This is a genomic window from Brevibacillus sp. SYP-B805, from assembly GCF_011059135.1.
Lineage (GTDB): Bacteria > Bacillota > Bacilli > Brevibacillales > Brevibacillaceae > Brevibacillus_F.
The window spans coordinates 33,367-55,198 of sequence record NZ_JAALGD010000017.1 but is presented as its reverse complement, the minus strand read 5'-3'; the positions used below and the strand labels follow the sequence as shown (position 1 = coordinate 55,198).

21 protein-coding genes and 1 pseudogene are annotated in these 21,832 nt (G+C 56.2%); 19 read left to right on the top strand and 3 right to left on the bottom strand.

Annotation, left to right across the window (positions count from 1 at the left end; translation table 11 throughout):
• The first annotated feature begins 29 nt into the window (after window positions 1-29).
• The 10 genes and pseudogenes from G3578_RS17915 to G3578_RS17870 all read left to right on the top strand — a co-directional run bounded on the left by G3578_RS17915 (window position 30) and on the right by G3578_RS17870 (window position 9,046).
• Window positions 30-1,226: a hypothetical protein gene (locus tag G3578_RS17915; RefSeq protein WP_165214479.1), complete on the top strand. Its 1,197-nt coding sequence runs from the start codon at window positions 30-32 to the stop codon at window positions 1,224-1,226.
• Window positions 1,227-1,241: 15 nt separating this feature from the next.
• Window positions 1,242-2,096, top strand: a complete 855-nt coding sequence (locus G3578_RS17910) for a hypothetical protein (RefSeq protein WP_165214476.1) — start codon at window positions 1,242-1,244, stop codon at window positions 2,094-2,096.
• Window positions 2,097-2,168: 72 nt separating this feature from the next.
• The gene (locus G3578_RS17905) at window positions 2,169-2,939 is read left to right on the top strand and encodes a hypothetical protein (protein ID WP_165214474.1); all 771 of its coding nucleotides are present in this window, start codon (window positions 2,169-2,171) and stop codon (window positions 2,937-2,939) included.
• Between the two features lie 25 nt (window positions 2,940-2,964).
• On the top strand, window positions 2,965-3,678 hold the full coding sequence (locus G3578_RS17900; protein WP_165214471.1) for a hypothetical protein: 714 nt from the start codon (window positions 2,965-2,967) through the stop codon (window positions 3,676-3,678).
• A 131-nt stretch (window positions 3,679-3,809) separates the two neighbouring features.
• Window positions 3,810-5,060: a hypothetical protein gene (locus G3578_RS17895; protein ID WP_165214469.1), complete on the top strand. Its 1,251-nt coding sequence runs from the start codon at window positions 3,810-3,812 to the stop codon at window positions 5,058-5,060.
• 33 nt (window positions 5,061-5,093) lie between these two features.
• Entirely contained in the window at window positions 5,094-5,948 is an 855-nt protein-coding gene (locus G3578_RS17890) for a hypothetical protein (protein WP_165214466.1), read from the top strand.
• Between the two features lie 58 nt (window positions 5,949-6,006).
• A complete protein-coding gene (locus tag G3578_RS17885) occupies window positions 6,007-6,414 on the top strand; it encodes a TadE/TadG family type IV pilus assembly protein (protein ID WP_165214464.1) in 408 nt (135 codons plus the stop codon).
• On the top strand, window positions 6,415-7,083 hold the full coding sequence (locus G3578_RS17880; protein ID WP_165214461.1) for a TadE/TadG family type IV pilus assembly protein: 669 nt from the start codon (window positions 6,415-6,417) through the stop codon (window positions 7,081-7,083).
• 47 nt (window positions 7,084-7,130) lie between these two features.
• Window positions 7,131-8,441, top strand: a complete 1,311-nt coding sequence (locus G3578_RS17875) for a VWA domain-containing protein (RefSeq protein WP_165214459.1) — start codon at window positions 7,131-7,133, stop codon at window positions 8,439-8,441.
• 136 nt (window positions 8,442-8,577) lie between these two features.
• Window positions 8,578-9,046, top strand: a pseudogene (locus tag G3578_RS17870) (flavin reductase family protein).
• Between the two features lie 138 nt (window positions 9,047-9,184).
• Here the strand turns inward: G3578_RS17870 and G3578_RS17865 are convergent.
• Together G3578_RS17865 and G3578_RS17860 are read right to left on the bottom strand one after the other, a co-directional pair.
• A complete protein-coding gene (locus G3578_RS17865) occupies window positions 9,185-10,300 on the bottom strand; it encodes an aminopeptidase (RefSeq protein ID WP_165214457.1) in 1,116 nt (371 codons plus the stop codon).
• Between the two features lie 58 nt (window positions 10,301-10,358).
• Entirely contained in the window at window positions 10,359-11,558 is a 1,200-nt protein-coding gene (locus G3578_RS17860) for an iron-containing alcohol dehydrogenase (protein WP_165214454.1), read from the bottom strand.
• Between the two features lie 373 nt (window positions 11,559-11,931).
• Between G3578_RS17860 and G3578_RS17855 the strand changes: the two genes are divergently transcribed.
• Window positions 11,932-12,807 carry a DMT family transporter gene (locus tag G3578_RS17855; protein WP_165214451.1) on the top strand — a complete coding sequence of 292 codons (876 nt, stop codon included), beginning with the start codon at window positions 11,932-11,934 and terminating at the stop codon, window positions 12,805-12,807.
• A 136-nt stretch (window positions 12,808-12,943) separates the two neighbouring features.
• Here G3578_RS17855 and G3578_RS17850 read toward each other — a convergent pair whose 3' ends face one another.
• On the bottom strand, window positions 12,944-14,203 hold the full coding sequence (locus G3578_RS17850) for a WG repeat-containing protein (RefSeq protein ID WP_165214448.1): 1,260 nt from the start codon (window positions 14,201-14,203) through the stop codon (window positions 12,944-12,946).
• 248 nt (window positions 14,204-14,451) lie between these two features.
• Here G3578_RS17850 and purC point away from each other — a divergent pair, with 248 nt between their 5' ends.
• The 8 genes from purC (at window position 14,452) to G3578_RS17810 (ending at window position 21,829) form a co-directional block, all read left to right on the top strand.
• Window positions 14,452-15,171 (top strand): phosphoribosylaminoimidazolesuccinocarboxamide synthase, encoded by a 720-nt coding sequence (gene purC, locus G3578_RS17845; protein WP_165214445.1) that lies wholly within the window; start codon window positions 14,452-14,454, stop codon window positions 15,169-15,171.
• The gene (gene purS, locus G3578_RS17840; RefSeq protein WP_165214442.1) at window positions 15,164-15,412 is read left to right on the top strand and encodes a phosphoribosylformylglycinamidine synthase subunit PurS; all 249 of its coding nucleotides are present in this window, start codon (window positions 15,164-15,166) and stop codon (window positions 15,410-15,412) included. Before purC ends, purS begins: the two co-directional genes overlap by 8 nt.
• Before the next feature lie 4 nt (window positions 15,413-15,416).
• Window positions 15,417-16,109, top strand: coding sequence for a phosphoribosylformylglycinamidine synthase subunit PurQ (purQ, locus tag G3578_RS17835; protein ID WP_165214439.1), 693 nt, complete (start codon window positions 15,417-15,419; stop codon window positions 16,107-16,109).
• A complete protein-coding gene (gene purL, locus G3578_RS17830) occupies window positions 16,090-18,333 on the top strand; it encodes a phosphoribosylformylglycinamidine synthase subunit PurL (protein WP_165214436.1) in 2,244 nt (747 codons plus the stop codon). Before purQ ends, purL begins: the two co-directional genes overlap by 20 nt.
• Window positions 18,318-19,742, top strand: a complete 1,425-nt coding sequence (purF, locus tag G3578_RS17825) for an amidophosphoribosyltransferase (RefSeq protein WP_165214433.1) — start codon at window positions 18,318-18,320, stop codon at window positions 19,740-19,742. Before purL ends, purF begins: the two co-directional genes overlap by 16 nt.
• A gap of 13 nt (window positions 19,743-19,755) precedes the next feature.
• Window positions 19,756-20,796 (top strand): phosphoribosylformylglycinamidine cyclo-ligase, encoded by a 1,041-nt coding sequence (gene purM, locus G3578_RS17820; protein ID WP_165214430.1) that lies wholly within the window; start codon window positions 19,756-19,758, stop codon window positions 20,794-20,796.
• Entirely contained in the window at window positions 20,793-21,404 is a 612-nt protein-coding gene (gene purN / locus G3578_RS17815; RefSeq protein ID WP_165214427.1) for a phosphoribosylglycinamide formyltransferase, read from the top strand. The genes purM and purN overlap by 4 nt, the downstream gene beginning before the upstream one ends.
• A 104-nt stretch (window positions 21,405-21,508) precedes the next feature.
• Window positions 21,509-21,829 (top strand): hypothetical protein, encoded by a 321-nt coding sequence (locus tag G3578_RS17810; RefSeq protein WP_165214424.1) that lies wholly within the window; start codon window positions 21,509-21,511, stop codon window positions 21,827-21,829.
• Window positions 21,830-21,832 lie beyond the last annotated feature (3 nt).

Below are 21,832 nucleotides of genomic sequence, written 5' to 3'. Positions count from 1 at the left end.
CGACTGTGGGAAAAGGGAAGAACGGCTCCGTGTTGGATATGGAAATGAAGAGGGGCGGTAAAAAGATGAGGAGGTTGTTCAGAAGTTCCGCAGTTGCCGGAATATTTGCGTTTCTGATTCTTTTGATGAACGTGTTCCCTTATGCTGCCATCGCTGCAGCGGAAGGGCTTCAACCGGGGAACATGGCCCCCGGAAATATGGCCCCAGGTAACATGGCACCTGGAAATATGGCCCCCGGGAACATGCAGCCGGGCAAACTGCAGCCTGGAGATTTACATTGGGATACGTCTCAATATCAGCCAGGCAGTATGCAGCCCGGGGATTTGAGTCCCGGCGATTTGCGTCCAGAAGATATGCGGCCTGGCGACATGCAGCCGGGAATTTTGAGACCCGGTGATTTGCAGCCAGGCCGCTTGCAACCTGGAAATTTGCGTCCCGGCAACATGCAGCCCGGTGATGTTAAGCCGGGTGAGATACGTCCGGGTAGCACCGAGCTAGGTAATCTGCAGCCAGGAGATCTGCATCCCGGGAATTTGCAGCCACCGAAACAGAATGGTCGATCGGCTTACGAAGGCATAAAGTATTCGGTCAAAGATATCATGGGCGGAACACTGGGCTACACCGCAGGTCTGATAGAACTTGGTGAAGTCGATTTGAAAACGGCTTTGAAAGGCAAGGGGTTGCTTTTAGGTGGTTTTTTTGTAAAAGGGATGGATCTGGTGTTCAAAGATACGCCCTTTATGAAAGAGATTACGGGTCTCGGTATTGATTCCTTGGATGGATGGTCACTTTATGAGAACTACAAATTTGTCATGAATTCAAATGCTATTACCAAATTTGGGGATAAAATCCAATCCCTTCCCCATATAAAAGAAATGGGATTACCCGGCATTGCCAAGGGACTAAATGTCGGAGCGGCGGCCATCAGTTTCGGATTCGACATGTATGATACCTTTGACAATTTTAAGCAGGCACAAGATTTAAGTAAAAGTGAAGAAGAGCGGAAGGAAAAGTTTGTCGATGGCGTTGGGAATCTCGGAAGCGCGATGATGGATGCCGGCGTTATTGCGTCCGTTATACCCATACCATTCGTGCAAGCTGTTGGAACCGTTTTGTTCGTTGCGGGTGCCATTCTGTGGGGAGCAAGCCGGATCGTGAAATACTATGACAAGATAAAAAATGGGGTCACTGCAGCTGTTGGCTGGGTAAAATCCATATTTGCGTAACGGAGGATCTTTTCGATGAAAGTAGTTCAATCCGGGCCAGTTCGCACGCAGATTCAAAAATTCAAACGGTTTTTGGAAAAGGCCGTCATGTTTCCTTTTGCAGCGAAGATGAACGACCGATTTTACTACAAAGTGCAGTATTGGAAATGGGGGAGGAACGAGGTGGTCGGGTACCTGATCATGCGGCCGGACGGTGAGTTGGTCCCGCGTAATGAAGCGGCCCCCGTGTTGAAGCTGTTCGAGGGATATAACGTAGGTGCACACAAATGGAGAAGGGAGGTTGCGATGGAAAAGAACAAGCCAGTCGGGATGTACAAGGAGAAGCTGGAATATCTTCAAGCTTTGCGGCCCTATTACGACGATCGGATGGACAATACCCTCAAGCAGGACATGGAGAAGATGATCGATATGTGCCGCTACATGGCGGGAAGCCGAGAGAGGATCAGCGTCATTTATGAGAAAGGGTCACAAAACATTAATCAGATGTTGGCCAGAGGCTATCTCACTCCTGAAGATTACCAAACCTTATCTAACTTGCTGAATGAAGTGAACTTTATCAACTATCAGGGATTGCGCAAACAAGCAGCGACATGGGATTCGGTGGACCGTTTGGCTGAATTGTTTGCGCGGCAGGACGTCGCCCTGGACGTTGAGCTTCATAAAAAGCGGAAAAGATTGAATAAACTTCTCCAAACGTATACGCGGGGGAAGCTAAGGAAAATGGCGGAAGACTCCATCCGGACATACGAAACCTACACACCTGATAAGCATGCTGTTTTCCATTCCGTTGACGAACTGATCGATGCATTTGACCGGCAAGACGAAATCAATTTTCAGAAAGTCAACATGCCCTTATTACGAAACCCCTAGACAACGGACAGGTGAGAGATTTCAAACAGTCGGTTGGGGAAATCCATATTTGCATAACGGGGGATTTATCTTGTGAAAGTAGAACTAACCGCATCAGTGAAAGCGCAGATGGACAAATACAAGCGCTTCTTGGAAAAACCGGTCCTCGCGAATCATGCGGTGCAGTTAAATAACCAATTTTACTATGGGGTTCTTTACTGGAGTCTGATCCGAAACAGGTCGGTCGGATATATCATTATGAGCCCAAATGGAGACTTGGTGCCGCGTGCGGATGCAATTCCGGTGCTGAAGTTGTTATTGGCGCATAATACGTCGGTGCATATGTTCCTGGGAAAGTTCGCGATTGATAAAGAGAAGCCTGTGACGGTCTTTGAGCAAATACGGGATTTTCTTCAAGGCCTGCTCCCCTGCTACGAAAATCGCATGAACGAAATCACTCGTCAGAAAGCGCAAGCGTTGATAGATGTTTGTGTACACATGGTAAATAGTCAAGACCAGCTGCGCAAGATTTATGATAGGGGGATTGAAAAGCATCATCAAATGCTTGCCCGTGGCTACTTCGTGGAGGAGGACTTAACCAACCTGCTCGATTTCTTTCGTCATACTGATAGCACTTCTAATAGAGAACTTGAGCAAAAAAGAAAGAAACTGATTCAATTGCTAGGCACATACAACCGTCATAAGTTGAAAGAGATTACAGAGAAATCAATCGAAAGCTTTGAAAGTGACATAGACGGGAAAAGAACCGAGTTTCATTCTGCACAACACCTGAAGGAAATCTACCAAAAGAATAATGAAATCGAATTTGAGAAAAATATCGTACCCAAATTGCGCAACCCCTAATCCAGAAACACGGGAGGGAGAAGCGATGCATCCGCTGAAAGAAAGCATCCGTTTTTACGCGCGTAACATCGAATCGCTGCTGCTCATTTCCGCCATTGTTGTATTTCCGTTTTTACTCGTGCACAACTTCATCATGAACTACCTCAATCTCATCACCACGATTACCGGCGTTACAATCGTCTCCGGCTTTTTCCATCTCTTTTTGCTCCTGCTCTTCATGATGGTGATCCAGATCCCGTTCGCCCAGTTTGTTCAAAGCGAAATGGACGGAGAAGATCGTCCGATCCGTCGAGCATTTCACACCTTGGCTGAATACGGCTTTTCCGTGTTTGCTTTCGGCATCGTGTACAGCCTGGCGGTTACCGCAGGGATGCTTCTCTTCCTCTTACCCGGATTGGTCATCTTGATCCTGTTTTATCTGACGCCATTCCTCGTGGGGATCAAAAGGCGCTCCGCCTGGCAGTGCTGGAGATCTGCCTTCACCCTGGGGAAGAAACATTTTATGCAGATTCTGGGTTTGGTGATGCTTGCAAGCGTGGTGGAGTGGGCGATCAGCCTGCTCGGCTTCTTTTCCGTTACCACTATCACCACAAGCTTCGGGGCCGTTTTTTTCACGGAGCTGCTACTGAACGTGATCGTCTACCCGTTTCTCGCGGTTCTGTTTACGATGTATACCCGGAAGTGGAACAACGAGACATCGATCATGGAAAGTGCAGGAGAACTGGCAGAAGGCATTTGATCCAAGATGGGAGCTGAAATCCGCCATGGCGGGAAAAGCACGGTTTGCAAAAGGCGAGGACGGTTTGGTTACCATCGAATTCCTCTGCTCTGGTCTGATCAGGAAGAAAATGAAGAGGGGCGGTTAGAAAGATGAGGAGGTTGTTCAGAAGTTCCGCATTTGCCGGAATATTTGCGTTTCTGATTCTGTTGATGAACGTGTTCCCTTATGCTGCCATCGCTGCAGCGGAAGGGCTTCAACCGGGGAACATGGCCCCCGGAAATATGGCCCCAGGTAACATGGCGCCTGGAAATATGGCTCCGGGGAACATGCAGCCGGGCAAGCTGCAACCTGGAGATTTACATTGGGATACGTCTCAATATCAACCAGGCGACATGCGGCCCGGAGATTTGGGGCCGGGCGACATGCGGCCCGGAGATTTGGGGCCGGGCGACATGCAGCCCGGAGATTTGGGACCGGGCGACATGCGGCCCGGGGATTTGGGGCCGGGCGACATGCAGCCCGGGGATTTGGGGCCGGGCGACATGCAGCCCGGGGATTTGGGGCCGGGCGACATGCAGCCCGGCGATGTGCGGCCAGGTGATATGCAGCCCGGTGATGTAAAGCCGGGTGAGATACGTCCGGGGAGCACCGAACCAGGTAATCTGCAGCCAAATCTGGAGCCCCCGAAACAGTATGATCAATTTGCCTACGATGCATTTAAATTGTCCTTCAAGGAAGTGGTGGGCGGAACACTGGGGTATACGGCGAGTCTCATTGACTCCGGAGAGGTAGACTATAAGGCCTTGCTGAAAGGAAAGGGCTTGTTTTTTGCAGGATTGGGTCTCAAGACAATGGAGACCGTTTTTAAAGATACTGACTATGAAACATACGCTGGTCTGGGAGTCACTGGATTTGATGCAAAGGCCGCGTGGGACAGTTACAAATTTATTCTGCAGCAAAATCCCAATTCCAATTTTGCCAGAATGAATTTTAATCAACCCTTTTTAGGCAATGGTTTAGAAACGATCAGAATGCCAGGCATTGTGAAAGGGTTAAACGTTGGAGCGGCAGGCATCAGTCTCCTTTTTGACGGATATGATACATGGGACAACTTTGATCAAGCATTTAATAATCCCAGGCTGAGCGAATCGGAGCAGAACGAAAAGTTTGTTGAAGGGGTGGGGAGTGCCGGCAGTTCACTCATGGATTTGGGGGTTATCGTGTCTGTCATACCTGGAGCACAGGCTGCAGGAGCTGTGATCTTTGCTGTTGGGGCTGGGCTGTGGGTAGTAAGCAAGCTTGTCAAATACAGCGACAAACTCGCGGGAGGCGCGATTACCCGAGGCATTCGAAATGGTGTAAGCAAAGCTGTCGGTTGGGTAAAATCCATTTTTGCATAAGAGATTTAGGAAAGAAAAGAGGTTTTTTCAAACATGAAAGTGATACCAACCGAACAAGTTCGAGCGCAGATCGAAAAATACAGACGCTTTTTGGAAAAACCCGAATTATTTAACCATGCTGCCAAAATAAACGAACAATATTACTACGTGGTACAGTATCGGAGATGGGAATGGGCCGAGGCAGGAGGGTTTCTGGTGCTGCGGCCGGATGGAGAGGTGGTTTCCCGTGCCGAATCGATCCCTGTACTGCGCGTAGTGCTTCCCCATAATCATGCAGCCATCCGATTCACGAGGAATCTTGCAATCGATAAAGAAAAGCCGGTCTGGATGTATGAACAGAAGCGGGATTTACTCTTGGATTTGCTTCCGTATTTGGAATCGCATATGGACAGTCTGATTCGCCAGGATATCCAACAATTGTTGGAGGTTTGTGATACCGTCGTGAAAAGTCAGGCTCTCTTGAGAGCGATTTACGAGGATGGAATGGTCAAAATCAATCAGTTTATCAAGAGGAATTATGTAACGCCAGAGGATGAAGCCGAGCTGCTCGAGCTGCTTTATGAAACGGATTATATCCTGTATGATCGCTTGCGCATACAGGCATCCATAAGAGACGCAGTGGGTCGGATCGTTGCGTTCTTTGACAAGGCGGACATTGTTCTTGACAAAGAACGTGCAAAAAACCAAAAAAAATTAGTCAAATTGCTAACCAAGTATAATCGCCCGAAATATACAAACATCATGGATCAATCCATAAAAAGTTTTGAAACGTGGACAACGGGCGTGCCCACGGCTTTCCAATCGGTACAGCATTTTAAAGAAGTCTACAAACAGCGAAACGAAAAGTTTTTTCAAGAAGAAGTGATACCTTTCGTACGGAACCCTTAAACCGGATAAAGGGGAGGGGGAAGCGATATTTGATCCAAGAGGGGAGCTGAATTCCGCCATGGCGGGAAAAGCACGGTTTCCAAACGACGAAAACGGTTCGGTCACCATCGAATTCCTCGGCATACTGCCCTTGGTCTTTTTCATCATGCTGATCTGCTGGCAGTTTCTCGTCGGGGTGTATGCCGTCATCACGGCCCAGGCGGCTGCCAATGAAGCGGCCAAAGTATATGCGGTGACGCGCGATACGCAGGCCGCGATGGATGCGGCCGAAAACGTCGTGGCCGCGGCGGGAGGGGGCATCGGGTTCGCCTCGGGGAATATTGCCGAGGTGGGCAGCTATTTTACAGCCGAAGTGAGTGTCACGGTCGATCTGGTCTTCCTCCCCGATATGATCAGGGACAACATGAAGCCGGAAGACAGGGTGATCTCCTTTCAACGGGCAATGACAAGCCGGGTGATTCGGTAAATGAAGCAGATGATCAGGCGGTTGTCGGATGAGCGGGGCAACATGTTGATTTTTGTGCTGTCGATTTTCACCTTTATCCTCCTGGTGCTGTTTACCGCGCTGTTTAATTTCTCCACTGTCTTTGTAGCCAAGGAGCAGGCGGCCAACTGCGCGCAGCAGGCCAGCCTGGCTGCGACCAAAGACATTTACGAAGCGATGGAGGATGCGATAATTCGCTACGACACCTCCCCCGCCCGCCTGTTGGATCCGGTGTTCATCACGCCTGATCTCGAGCGGGAGGAGAGGGAACTTAAGAAAAACCATCCTGATTGGGCAAGCGTGGAAATCCGCTATACCGCCATTGACCATGTGCTGAGCGCCTGGCTGCCCGGAAATGCGGAATTGCAGGGATATGTCCGGGATGGATTATCCCGTGCGCAGGGGCAGATCGTCGATGTGGTCTCCACCATATTGGAAGAGAACCATGCGACGCTGGAGGGCTCCTCCATCCAGCTGTTCAACAGGGACGACCGGATCGAAGTAAACACTTCCGTCAGGTTTACCACCGAACCCCTCGGGTTTGATTTCATCCCTCGTGATTCCGCTCAGGTGTACCAGACGGGGCAGAGCAGGCGGATCGGCTTTCTGGACGAAGTGGTCGGATGGAGTTCGCACACGATCCCGTTGTGACCGGGCAGCTGCCCCCACGAAGGTACCGTTGAAGGAGGCAATACGGAATGGGTATCAATCATCGAGGACCGCTGATCCTGCTGCATAGTGTGGTGATTCTCTTTCTCTGCGGCTGTTCCCTGCGCGTTTCAGGCATCGGTTCGCCGCCCCCGGAGCCAGAGATGCCGCAGACGACGCAGAGCCTGATCGCCGCGGAGCCGGGGCCGCTTGCTGGCACGCAGTTTTACCTGGCCCAGTATCCGTATCGGCAGGAGATTATCAAGATTCTGGAGAGGCTGCCCAACCTGGTGGACGGCATGGACGAAGCGGTGCTGCGGGCCTATTGGGCGAAGCTGGCCATGCTGTTTGCCGAAGATTATCTCAGCCCCCGGATGGTGGTGGATCGCTGGCGGGTGGCCTCCTTTGGCAGTCCTGACATTGAAGATGTCCGCCTGCAATTCCGGGAGCACTTCAACGTGGAGATCGTGCTGGACGCCAGCGGGAGCATGAGCGGAAAGATCGGCGAGAAGACCAAGATGCAGCTGGCGAAGGAAGCGATCAAGGAATTTGCCGCCCACCTGCCCGAGGGGGCGCGGGTCTCCCTGCGTGTCTACGGGCATAAAGGCAGCAACGCGGAGCAGGACAAGCAGCTCTCCTGCAGCAGCAGCCAATTGGTTTATCCGCTGCAATCCTACGATGCGGGGAAGCTGGACGAAGCGCTGCGCCAATTTGAGCCGACCGGCTGGACCTCGATCGCCCGTTCCCTGGAGCTGGCAAAGGAGGATCTGGCGGCATTCAGCGCGGACCAGAATACCAATATCATTTATCTGGTGAGCGACGGGATCGAGACGTGTGACGGCGATCCGGTCGCTGTAGCCAAAGAGCTCTCCCAGTCGCAGGTGATGCCGCTTTTGAATGTGATCGGGTTCGACGTGAATGCGGAGGGGCAGAAACAATTAAAGGAAATCGCCAAGGCATCGGAAGGGCTGTACGCCAACGTCACCAACCAGGAGCAGTTCAGGCAGGAGCTGGAAAGGGCCCGGGAGATCGCGGAAAAATGGGAAAAGTGGAAGCGGGACGCCCTGACGGAAGCGGAAGCGGTCCGGATCGACCGGCATAAATGGATCGACCAGTACGACCGCGACTGGTATGAAAAGAACTGGCGGGAAAGCTTGAATCTGGGAGCGGCGATCGAGTACCTGGCCGCCACCGGCAAAATCGGGAATCAGGCCAAGACGTATTTTGAGCGGCAGCGAGAAGCCAGAGAAGCGTTCGTGACCCGATCCAAGGAAGAATTAACCCGCTTTCTGCTGAATCAGACAGAGAAGTCCTATCAAGCCATGAGAGAGGAGATCGAGCAGAAATACGCGGGAAATTAGCAGGGGACAGTCAGGATGCGAGGTGCGTGTATCAGCAGCAGCGTCCTGCCGTTCATCCACACTTCGGCGCGCATCGAACCAACCATCGCGTACAATGGTGACGACGCGAGCAATGATGCCGAAGGAGGATGCGCCAATGAAAACGGAGTACGTGCAGCACCAGGCCCAACTTGTCCAGCCCAAAATCCTGTATTACGGCACACCGGTGATCCTGCTCACCACGTGGAACGAAGACGGCACGAGCAACATCAGCCCGCTCTCTTCCTCCTGGGCGCTGGGGAACCGGATCGTCCTGGGGATGGGCCTGCAGGGGAAAGCATTGGAAAATCTGCAGCGCCATCCTGAATGCGTGGTCAACATTCCGGGGCCGTCCCGCGGAATGTCCGCTGCAAATCGAGGCAACCGTTCAGCAGATCCGCCTCTCGGAATCCGCAGTTCCCTTTGCCATCGTGGAAGTGGAAGCGGTCAACGTCTGGGCACACCGGGAGATCATCCTGGATGAAAGCCGCATCGATCCGGCAAAATGGAGTCCGCTGATTTACAATTTCCGTCACTATTTCGGCCTGGGGGAGGAGTTGGGAAAAACATTCCGGGCGGAAACCTGACGCAGCGAAGGAACAAGAGGAAAGAAAAACGCATGGCAGAAGATGGGGCCCCCGCCTGGTAAGGCGAGGGCCCCCGATCGGAAAAGCATTGGCTTGCGCCGGGTGAGTAGAGCGTTCGCTAAAGTCGGCGGGGTTATTTTACGCCAGGTTTTCCGGATTGAGTCCTTCCAGCTCCGGCAGCACGAAGCGGCCGTCTTTGCGGATCAGCACATCATCAAACCAGATTTCGCCGCCACCCCATTCCGGACGCTGGATCTGCACCATATCCCAGTGGATGGAGGAACGGTTGCCGTTATCGGCGATGTCGTAGGCGTTGCCCGGCGTGAAATGGAAGCTGCCGGCAATTTTCTCGTCGAACAGGATGTCGAGCATCGGATTCAGGATGTGCGGGTTGAAGCCGATGGCAAACTCGCCGATGTAGCGGGCGCCTTCATCGGTATCGAGGATATCGTTCAGCGCCTTCGTGTTGCTGCTGGTGGCCTCGACGATTTTTCCCTGGGAGAACGTCAGCTGCACATCGGTGAAGGTGGTGCCATGATAGATGGTCGGCGCATTGAAGAAGATCGTGCCTTCCACGGAATCGCGGACAGGAGCGGTGTACACTTCACCATCCGGAATATTCCGTTTGCCGGCGCATTTGATGGCGGGAATCCCCTTGATGGAGAAGCGCAGGTCTGTTTTCGGCCCCACAATGCGAACCCGGTCGGTGCGTTCCATCAGCTCGGCGAGCGGGTCCATCGCTTTGGACATTTTTTCGTAATCCAGGTTGCAGACGGAGAAATAGAAGTCTTCGAAAGCTTCCAGGCTCATGTTGGACAACTGGGCCATCGATTTGTTCGGGTAACGGAGCACGACCCAGCGTTTGTTCGGAATGCGTTCGCCAAAGTGGACTTTGTTGTAGTAGACGCGGGAATAATAGCCCAACTGCTCTTCCGGCACATCCGCCAGCTCATTGATGTTGGCGTAGGAGCGGACCGCGATATAGGCGTCCATATCCTGCATGAGGGCGAGTTCGTGCTTGGCGATAAGCTCCATATGCTCCTCGCTGGTGCCTTGCAGGAGCGCGCGCTGGATTTCCATGTCCTTGATCATGACCACCGGATAGGCACCGACGGCATACGCTTCCCGTACCAGGGCGCGGACGAGCGGCACCTGCACGTCGAAGTTTTCGATCAGCACCTTTTCGCCTTTTTTCAGTTCGACGGAATAGCGGATCAGGTTGCGGGCCAACTGGTCAATACGAGGGTCTTTCATGACGTCACCTCATTCATAGGATTGTGGTGATAGAATTTTTTTGAACGTTAAGTCAAGTTTAATAGCAAGCTTGATAGAGTGCAAGGATATCGTTTGGATAGAGCGCCCGGCTGCTGCTCAGATGGTCGGCGCCGCGTCCGCCGATGCGAACGGCTTCTTCGGCCAGTTGCGGCAGCTGGTCGCGGCCGATGCCGAAATCGGAGAGCCGCTGGGTGATGCCCATGCGCGTAAACCAGGCGCGGACGGCTTCAATCGTGGCTTCCGCCGCTGCGCGGTCATCCAGCTCCGTGACGCCAAAGCATGCCCGTCCCATCCGGGCCAGCCGTTCCGGCCTGTCCGGGGCGATCACCTGCCGGAAGTACGGGACGGTCAGGATCGCCAAACCGCGTCCGTGGGGAATGTCAAAGAACCCGCTCAGCGGATGCTCCGCCCCATGCAGGGGATAGCCGGCGCCGCGTCCCGCCAGAGTAAACGGGCTGATTGCGAGCGTGCTGGCCCAGAGCAGGGTGGAGCGGGCCTCCTCGTCAGCCGGCCGTTCCATGGCCACCGTGGAGTATTGGACCACCAGACGAATGAGTGTTTCCGTGAAGCCGTCCTGGACATGGGTGCCGTCCTCGCTGATCAGATACGCTTCGAACAGATGGGAGAAAATATCGGCGCAGGCCTCTGCCGTAACGTGCGCCGGTACGGTGTAGGTAAGCGACGGGTCAAGAATGGCCGTTCGCGGAAACAACCCCGGTCCGTTGATTGACGATTTTTCGTGGGTCTCCCAGTGGGTCAATACGCTGATGCCGTTGGCTTCCGATCCGGTGGCGGCCACGGTGGGGACGGCGAGGATCGGAAGCGCTTCCTGAATCGGCTGCAGCTCCTTCCACAAGCCTGCCGGATTGCCGCGCATGTAATCATAGATCGGACGGCCCGCATGAGCGGCCACCGCCATCGCCTTGGCCGCATCCATCACGGAGCCGCCGCCTAGTGCAATGATGTGATCGCAGCCCTGCTCGCGCGCAACGGCCGCCCCCGCATCCACGGTGGTGGTGCGAGGATTCGGTTCCACGCGGTCGAACAATACATAGGGCAGCGCCTCCGCTTCCAGCAAGGCGCATACCCGCTCAAGCAAACCGGTTGCTTTCGATGATTTACCGCCGGTGACCAGCAGCGCTTTTTTTCCCAGTTTCTTCGCTTCCCCGCCGAGGCGGGCAAGCTCGCCGACACCGAAGATCACTCTGGTGGGAAAAAGTACGTCGAATGGTAGCATATGTTACACTCGCCCTCTTTTCCTGTTTTTTCGCGCCGTGCAGGCGCGCTGAATGGGGATTTTTTTCTTGCATGATATCGTTTCGCTACATTGCTTAGTTTATCATATCGTGAAGGGAAAGCGGCGAAAGGTCCCCATCATTTGGCTGCCGCAGGGCAGATCAAGAATGATAACGAGGGAAAGACTCGCCAAGGGCCGCGCAGGCAGGTTATAATGATAAAAATTTTCGCAAAAAGGAGTGCCGGACATGCGCCGTACCTTGTTTGAAAACGATGTTCCCGCCGTTCGTTCCTGACCCGGGGCGGGGATGAACGATGCTTCATGCTCCGTCCGGGGGGATCCACCCTAACTGAAAAGGACGGAGGAATGAACCATGACTCGAACGATTTGGGGGATGCTCTGCCTGTCTCTGGCGGCGAGCATTTGGGGCGGGATGTATGTGGCAAGCAAGTATGTGCTCGACTATCTCCCGCCGTTTACGCTGTTGTGGCTGCGCTATGCGATCGCCGTGCTGGTGCTTGGCGTCACGATGATCGCCACGAAACGGCACAGGGTGGAGAAGGGCGACTGGCGGCTGTTTGCGGGAATTGGGTTCGTCGGCTATTTTCTGTCGGTGGGGACGCAATTTATCGGAACGAAGCTGTCGGACGCCCACACCGGCTCGCTGATCACCGCGACGACGCCGGTCTTCGTGCTGCTGTTCGCCCGCTTGTGGCTGAAGGAAGCGCTGACGGTGCGCAAGCTGGTGGCGCTTGTCGTCGCGTTCATCGGGATCGTGATCGTGATCGGCCGGGATGCGCAGGGAGAGAGCAGTCTCGCTGGCAGCCTGTTTCTGGTGGTGGCCGCTGCCACGTGGGCGCTGTTGTCGGTGTTGGCGAAGCGAGGAGCCGATCGTTATCCGCCGCTGACCATCACGACGTATGCCCTGCTGTGGGCGGTCCTGTTTACCCTGCCCGCCATGCTGTGGGAACTGTCCGTCGCTGCGGTTAGTCCGACTGTTTGGACGAATCCCTACATTCTCTGGGGCGTGCTGTACCTGGGGCTGGTCTCCACCGCCGCCGCCTTTTTCCTGTGGAATAAAGGGATGGCGTTGATGGATGCGGGAACGGGGGCGTTTTTCCTGTTCCTGCAGCCGGTGGTTGGGTCGTTCCTGGGCTGGCTGCTGCTCGGCGAAAGCCTCACGCTCCCCTTTTTTCTGGGGGGATTGCTGATCGCGGCCGGTGTGTTGATTGTGGGGACCGCCCGGTAAAAACCCGCCTGCGCCGGGCGGGGCCCCATATGCTTTCTGACATGAATGGAAAAAGCCGCTTGGTTCCTGTGGGAACAGGCGGCTTTTTCCGTTGAGAACTCGCCGGAACGCAAGGCGTCCGCGCATGGGAGGCTCATCATTCACTGGATGTAGGTCTGAAACGGTACTGTTGCATGCTGGCCCCGCACCCATCCGCATATCGCAGATACAGGGTGCCGTTGGTGTAGGCCCATACTTCCCCATCCCCGGTTGGCAGATGCAGGGCCTCTTTCATTTTTGGCGCGTACGTGGCGTACAGGAAGTCGTTTAATTTGCTTGCAAGATCCTGCAGCGCCTTTTCTTCGGCGGTGGGCGTCTTCTCCTCATCGCCAAGTTCGACGGATTCGTGATGGCCGGTTTCCAGCAAAAACGCCTTGGTCTCCCCCTTTTTCACCAGATAGAAAAGGCTGCCTTTCCATGTCCCGATCACGTCTTTCCCGTTAGACAGGACGATGGTGAAGTCGTGGGCGAACGTTTTCAGATCCGCCTGTTTTCGTTCCTCCTGCGAAAGCCCAAGCTGATCCAGGTACTGGTCAGCCGACACCTGGTTGATCAGCACCTTTACATGCCCGCCTTCGAAGGCTTTTGCCTTTGCCTCCAGATCCTTGAGGAGACTCTCCAGATTTTGCGCACCCTCGACAGGAGAGAACGCTTGCTTCATCTTCGGAATATCCTGCGGCTCCGGTTGATAGACATAAACCTCTTCCGGCTTCGCTTTCCACAGAATCCTGCCGGTGCGATCGATATAGGCAGGGGTATCGAAAATCGGATTTTTCAACTCCACCTGTGCGACCCCGTCGTGAAAATCCTCCACGGCTTGGAAGAGAGGGGAGGCGATCACGGTTTTGCCGGTCGGATCGATGTAGCTGTAGGCGAGTATACCGGTATCGCTCTCCGTAACGACCCATGCCAGTCCTTCCGAAAAGCTGCCGGCACTGTGAAATTGAGGGGCGATCACCACCTTGCCTTCATGGTTGATATAGCCATAATGGTTGCCGATCTCGACGGCAGCCAGGCCTTCGGAGAAATCGTTGGCATACGAAAAAGCAAGGGGAATGACTTCCTTCCCGTTCAGATCGATGAAGCCGTATTTTCTGCCGTCCTTTCCATCCTTGACAACCCGCGCCAACCCTTCAAGAAACGGGCCAACCTCGTCATACTGCGGGCTGATCACCACTTTCCCGTCTCGATTAATAAAACCGTACTTGTCTCCTTGCTGAATCGGGAGCAGGACCTGCCCGGACGGTGCGTTTTCAGCCGACGTCAGCATCGGTGCTGCCAGATCGTGGGCACTTGCGACCCCGATCGCAGAGGAGAGCAGGGCAGCGAAAAGGATGAGGGTAAGAACTTTCTTCATGATGATTCCTTCCTTCCAAAAATGAGGGTGAAATTACCACATTTGACGCATGATCGTTCCAAATGTTTCTAAGATGGGCCATAAATTTTTCGTAAATATTGGGAAACGAATAAAAAACCGAACATTTGTCGAGATGAATTCCAGATTCATTCGTTGTAATAAGCGTATATTTATGTTTTAATTAGGATGTAATGTTCGTAAAATACGGCGATCCATGGACCTTATTGCGCAGAGAGGAGTCGTTTGTGGTGGAAAAGCTGGAACAGCTCTACGAAGGAAAGGCGAAAAAGATCTTTCGTACTTCGGAACCGGGAATCTACTGGGTGGAGTACAAGGATGATGCTACGGCGTTCAACGGAGAGAAGAAGGGAACCATCGTCGGCAAAGGGGAACTGAACAACCGGATTACGGCCATTTTCTTCGAACTGCTGAAAGAGAACGGCATCGACAATCACTTCGTCAAGCTTCTCTCTCCGCGGGAACAGGCGGTCCGGCAGGTGAAGATCATCCCGCTTGAGGTGGTGGTGCGCAATGTCGCCGCCGGTTCGCTGGCCAAACGGTTGGGCTGGGCGGAAGGAACCGCGCTGCCGCAGCCGGTCGTGGAGTTTTACTACAAGGACGACGCGCTGGGCGATCCGCTGGTGAACCACTCTCACATCAAGGTTCTGGGGATTGCAAGTGATGCCGACCTGGCGAAGCTGGAAGAGCTGGGTCTGCGGATCAATCAGGTGCTGCAAGCCTATTTGGCCAAACGGGACGTCAATCTGATCGATTTCAAGCTGGAATTCGGCCATACGCCGGATGGAGAGATCCTGCTGGCTGACGAGATCTCGCCGGATACCTGCCGTTTCTGGGATGCCCGGACCGGGGAAAAACTGGACAAGGACCGTTTCCGCCGCGATCTGGGCCATGTGGAAGAAGCATACCGCGAAATGCTGCGACGTATAGGAGGAGAGAATCATGTATAAAGCGATCGTTTTTGTCACCCTGCGCGAAAGCGTGCTGGACCCGCAAGGCAATGCCGTCAAGGAAGCGCTGCACACGCTCGGCTACGATGAGGTAAACGAGGTGCGCATCGGCAAATACATGGAGGTTGCCCTCGATACCGCCGACCGCAGCCAGGCGGAAGAGCGCGTCAAGGAGATGTGCGAAAAGCTGCTGGCCAATACCGTCATCGAAGACTACCGCTTCGAGATCGTGGAGGGGTAAGGCGATGAAAGTGGGAGTAATCGTTTTTCCGGGTTCCAATGCGGACGTCGACATGCGGTACGCCGTGGAAGACATCATGGCTGTACCTGTTGATTATGTGTGGCACAGCACGACCGACCTTTCGGGCTACGATGTGATTCTGCTGCCGGGAGGCTTCTCCTATGGGGATTACCTGCGCTGCGGCGCGGTGGCCCGTTTTTCCCCGGTGATGGAGCAGGTTGTCAAGGCGGCCGCGGAAGGCAAGCTTGTGATGGGCGTCTGCAACGGTTTCCAGATTCTCCTGGAAGCCGGGCTTCTGCCGGGAGCCATGCTGCGCAACAAGACGCTGAAATATCGCTGCAAGCTCTCCAGGCTGCGGGTGGTGAACAATGAAACGCCGTTTACCCGCGATTACGCGGCGGGCGAGGTGATCGACATCCCGATCGCCCACGGCGAAGGCAACTACTACTGCGATGAGGCCACCCTGGCGAAGCTGAAGGCGAACAATCAGATCGTGTTCCGCTATGAGGGAGAGAATCCGAACGGGTCGATCGATGATATCGCCGGAATCTGCAACGAACGCGGAAACGTGCTGGGGATGATGCCACACCCCGAGCGGGCCGTGCACACATGGATGACCTCGGACGACGGCAAGCGCGTCTTTACTTCGATTCTTCACACATGGAGGGAAAAGAACGGTGTCACAGCTCAGGCATAAAGAACCGACTCCGGCGCAAATCGCCGAACAACGTCTCTACGCGGAAATCGGATTGACGGACGAAGAGTATGCCCGTGTCGTGGAACTCCTGGGCCGCCAGCCCAACTGGACAGAAACGGGGCTTTACAGCGTCATGTGGTCCGAGCACTGCTCCTACAAAAACTCCAAGCCCGTGCTGCGCCGTTTCCCGACCGAAGGACCGCGCGTCCTGCAGGGGCCCGGCGAGGGGGCGGGCATTGTCGACATCGGCGACAAGCAGGCGGTGGTGTTCAAGATCGAAAGCCACAACCACCCGTCGGCCATCGAACCTTATCAAGGGGCGGCCACGGGCGTCGGCGGCATTATCCGCGACGTGTTTTCCATGGGCGCGCGGCCGATTGCCCTGCTGAACTCGCTCCGCTTCGGCGAGCTGACCAAACCGCGCGTCAAATATCTGTTCGAGCATGTGGTGGCGGGGATCGCGGGCTACGGCAACTGTATCGGCATCCCGACCGTAGGCGGCGAGGTCAACTTCGATCCGACCTACGAGGGCAATCCGCTGGTGAATGCCATGTGCGTCGGCCTGATCGACCACGACAAGATTCAAAAAGGCGTGGCGAGCGGCATCGGCAACCCCGTCATTTACGTAGGGGCCAGCACCGGGCGCGACGGGATTCACGGGGCGACCTTTGCCTCCGAAGAATTGAGCGAGGAATCGGAGAAAAAGCGCCCGGCCGTGCAGGTGGGCGATCCGTTCATGGAAAAACTGCTGCTGGAAGCGTGCCTGGAACTGATCGACACAGGCTGCGTCGTCGGCATTCAGGATATGGGCGCGGCGGGCCTCACCTGCTCCAGCGCCGAGATGGCGTCCAAGGCGGGGAACGGGATTGAGCTGAACCTCGACCTTGTGCCGCAGCGGGAGGCGGGCATGTCCGCCTACGAGATGATGCTGTCCGAATCGCAGGAGCGCATGCTGCTGGTGGTGGAGAAAGGGCGCGAAGCGGAAGCCATCGCCATTTTTGACAAATGGGGGCTGCACGCTGCCATCGTGGGCCGCGTGACGGACGATGGGCTGCTGCGCCTGCTCCACAAGGGCGAAGTGGTGGCGGAGGTGCCGGTGGACAGCCTGGCGGAAGAAGCGCCGGTCTACCATAAACCGTCCAGGATTCCGGCATACTATGAAGCGAACGCGGCGGTGGACCCGCTGGCACAGATCGCGGAACCGGCCGATCTGACCAGCACGCTGAAAGAGATCCTGTCCCAGCCCACCATCGCCAGCAAGGCGTGGGTCTATGAGCAATACGACCATATTGTTCGCGCCTCCACTGCGGTAACACCGGGCTCTGACGCCGCGGTCGTGATGATTCGCGGCACCCGCAAGGCCCTGGCGATGAGCACAGACTGCAACGGCCGCTACGTCTATCTCGATCCGGAAGTGGGCGGCGCGATCGCGGTGGCGGAAGCGGCGCGCAACGTGGTCTGCTCCGGGGCGGAACCGCTCGCCATCACGGACTGCCTCAACTTCGGCAGCCCGGACAAGCCGGAAGTGTTCTGGCAGTTTGAAAAAGCGGTGGATGGCATGAGCAAGGCGTGTCTGGCGCTGCATACGCCGGTCATCGGGGGCAACGTCTCCTTCTACAACGAGCGGAGCGGCGATGCGATCTACCCGACGCCGACCGTCGGCATGGTTGGCCTGATCACCGACGTTGACCATATTACCACCCAGGACTTCAAGGAAGCGGGCGACATGATCCTGCTGCTGGGCGACACCCATGCGGAGCTGGGCGGCAGCGAGTATCAGAAGCTTGTAACCGGCGGCATCTCCGGCCGTCCGCCGCAGCTTGATCTCGCGAGGGAAGCGGCACTGCAGCAGCTGGTGCTGACGGCCATTCGCCGGGGATGGGTGAAGTCCGCCCACGACCTGTCCGAGGGCGGCCTGGGTGTGGCCGTCGCGGAAAGCTGTTTCGGGAAGGGCATCGGCGCGACCATCGGCATCAACACGGAACTGCGCGCGGATGTGGCGCTGTTCAGTGAATCGCAATCGCGTGTCCTGATCAGCGCATCGCCTGAACATGTGGATGCAATCCGAGGCCTGGCAAAAGAGCTGGACGTACCGGTACAAAAGATCGGCAAAACGGGCGGCGATCGCCTGGTGGTGACCATCAACGGCAGGGAAGCGGTGAACGCGCCGCTTCATGAGCTGCATGCAGCCTGGAAGGATGCGATTCCATGTTTGATCGGATAATCTGGGACAAGTTAAACGAAGAGTGCGGCGTCTTCGGCATCTACGACCATCCGGAAGCGCCGCAGCTGACCTATCTGGGGCTGCACGCCCTGCAGCATCGCGGGCAGGAAAGCGCGGGGATGTGCGCCTCTGATGGGGAGAAGTGGTACAAGCACCGGGGGATGGGTCTGGTTTCCGAAGCGTTCGGCAAAGGGGATCTGGAGAAGTTTCGCGGCCACATCGCCATCGGCCATACGCGCTACACCACGGCCGGCGCAAGCAAGATCGAAAATGCGCAGCCGCTCTTTTTCCGCTATGCGCACGGCGCCATGGCGGTGGCGCACAACGGCAATCTGGTGAACGCCATGGCGCTGCGCCGGGAGCTGGAAGCGAAAGGCTCCATCTTTCAGACCACCAGCGATACCGAAGTGATCGCCCACCTGATCGCCCGGGCGAAAAGCAGGGAGCTGCCGGAAGCGGTCAGGGAAGCGCTGCAGCATATCAAGGGAGCGTATGCCCTCCTGGTCATGAACGAACGGCAGCTGGTGATTGCGCTGGACCCCAACGGACTGCGCCCGCTTTCCCTGGGCCGGATCGGCAAGGGGATCGTGGTGGCTTCCGAGACCTGCGCCTTCGACATCATCGGGGCGGAGTTCTGGCGCGACGTGCAGCCCGGCGAGCTGATCGTGGTGGATGACAGCGGAGTGCACACCAGCACGTTCGCCGCCAAGACGCAAAAATCGATCTGTACCTTTGAATACATCTACTTTGCCCGTCCTGACAGCGACATCGACGGGATCAACGTGCACATGGCCCGCAAACGCCTGGGCAAGCAGCTGGCCCTCGAAGCCCCGATCGAAGCCGATGTGGTTACGGGGGTGCCCGATTCCAGCATTTCGGCGGCGATCGGCTTTGCGGAAGCGACCGGCATCCCGTACGAGTTGGGCCTGATTAAAAACCGGTACGTCGGACGCACATTTATCCAGCCGACCCAGGAGATGCGGGAACGGGGCGTCTACATGAAGCTCTCCGCGGTGCGCAAGGTGGTGGAAGGCAAGCGGGTCGTCATGATCGACGATTCCATCGTGCGCGGCACCACCAGCGGCCGCATCGTGCGCATGCTGCGGGAAGCGGGGGCGACGGAAGTGCATGTGCGCATCAGCTCCCCCCCGGTGATGAATCCGTGCTTCTACGGCATCGATACCTCGACGCGGGATGAACTGATCGCCTCCTCCCAATCGGTGGAAGAGATCCGGCGGTTTATCGGGGCCGATACGCTGTCGTTCCTGTCCGTGGAAGGGATGCTGTCGGCGATCGGCCGCGCAGACGAGGGCGCGCCCAACCGGGGCCATTGTCTGGCGTGCTTTACCGGCCAGTATCCGACAGAGATCGAATTCGAGGCGGCGCTGCCCGCAGATAAATGCGATTGAGAGGGAAGAAACCATGAGTGATGCTTACAAACAAGCCGGTGTGGACATCGCGGCGGGCAATGAAGCCGTGGAACGGATGAAAAAGCATGTCAAGCGCACGTTCCGCCCGGAGGTGCTGACCGATCTGGGCGGCTTCGGCGCGCTGTTCCGGCTGGATACGAGCAAATACGAAAAACCCGTGCTGGTCTCCGGTACGGATGGGGTCGGGACCAAGCTGAAGATCGCGTTTGCCATGGACAAGCACGACACCATCGGGATCGACGCGGTCGCCATGTGCGTCAATGACGTGGTGGTGCAGGGAGCGGAACCGCTCTTTTTCCTCGACTATCTCGCCTGCGACAAGGTGATCCCGGCCAAAATCGAAGCGATCGTCAAGGGAATCGCGGATGGTTGCGCGCAGGCGGGCTGTGCGCTGATCGGCGGAGAAACGGCGGAGATGCCGGGGATGTATGCGGAGGGCGAGTACGATATCGCCGGCTTTACCGTGGGCGTGGTGGACGAAAGCAGGCTGATCGACGGCCGCGCTGTCGTACCCGGCGACGTGCTGATCGGCATCGCCTCGAGCGGCGTCCACAGCAACGGCTTCTCCCTGGTGCGCAAGGTGCTGCTGGCCGATCAGGGCATGAGCCTCGACCAGCATGTCGAGATTCTCGGCAAAACGCTGGGCGAAGAGCTGCTCACCCCCACCCGGATCTATGTCAAACCGGTGTTGGCGCTTCTGAAGCAATATGAGATCAAAGCGATGGCCCATATCACGGGGGGCGGCTTTACGGAAAACATTCCGCGCGTGCTGCCGGACGGAACGCAGGCGGAGATTGACTTCGGCTCCTGGCCGATCCTGCCTGTTTTCACATTGGTGGAGGAACGGGGCCGCATCGGCAAGGCGGACATGTTCCGCACCTTTAACATGGGCATCGGCATGGTGCTGGCAGTGCGTGAACAGGACGCGGATGGCATCGTCCGCGCGCTGAAGGAGATGGGGGAAGCGGCGTATGTGATCGGCCGCATCGCCGCCGGAGAGAAAAGCGTGGTCTACAATGGGGTGGCGCTGTGAAACGGCTGGCCGTTTTTGCCTCCGGGAGCGGTTCCAACTTCGAAGCGGTGATGCGGGCCCTGCAGGAAGGGCGTCTCACCGGTGCCCAAGTGGCGCTGCTCGTCTGCGACAAGCCCGGAGCGTATGTGCTGGAGCGTGCGGAGCGGTTTGGCGTGCCCGTCCTGCTGTTTGATCCGAAAACGTATCCGGACAAGGCGGCGTACGAGACGGAAATCGTCGGGCGGCTGCAGGCACTGGGCGTCGAGCTGATCGTACTGGCGGGCTACATGCGGCTGGTCGGTCCGGTTCTCCTGCACCACTATGAAGGACGCATCATCAACCTGCATCCCTCCCTCCTGCCGGCGTTTCCGGGGAAAGATGCCATCGGGCAGGCGCTGGCCTACGGGGTGAAGGTGACGGGGGTGACCGTCCACTTCGTCGACGCCGGCATGGATACCGGCCCTATTATCGCCCAGCACCCCGTTCGCGTGGAGCCGGCTGACACCGCCGAGACCCTGGCCGCCCGCATCCACGAGGTGGAACACCGCCTGCTCGTTCAGGTGATCCAGGCGCTGGTGGATCAGCGCGTCGCGATGGACGGGCGGCTCGTGACGATCACGGAACCATAGACCCAGCTGCGCATGCGAGGGCGGCTGGGTGCTGTTCTCGTAGGCAAAACCTTTCGTCGGCTCCCGACATATCATAAAGGAGCTTGAACGGAGGGGGGCTGGCATTGAACGGGAATTTTGTCCAAGACTTGCTGGAGAAGCTGAAGCAAAAGACGGGGCGCGAATGGAGCATGGCCGATCTGATGCGGCTTGCGCAGAAGCTGCCCGAATTGAACGGGAACAATGTGGAAGCCGTATTGACGGAACTGCAGGAGATGGGGCTTGAACTGCCGGAAGAGATAAAGGAAAAGGTAAGGGGGAAGCTGGCGGAGGACGGTTACGACCAGCGGCAGGCAGCCCAAGCGATCCAGGAACTGGCGGATGAAACGAAGAAAAGCTCGTCGAAAAAACGAAGGGCGACCGGAAAGAAGAGCCGGAAAAAATAACAA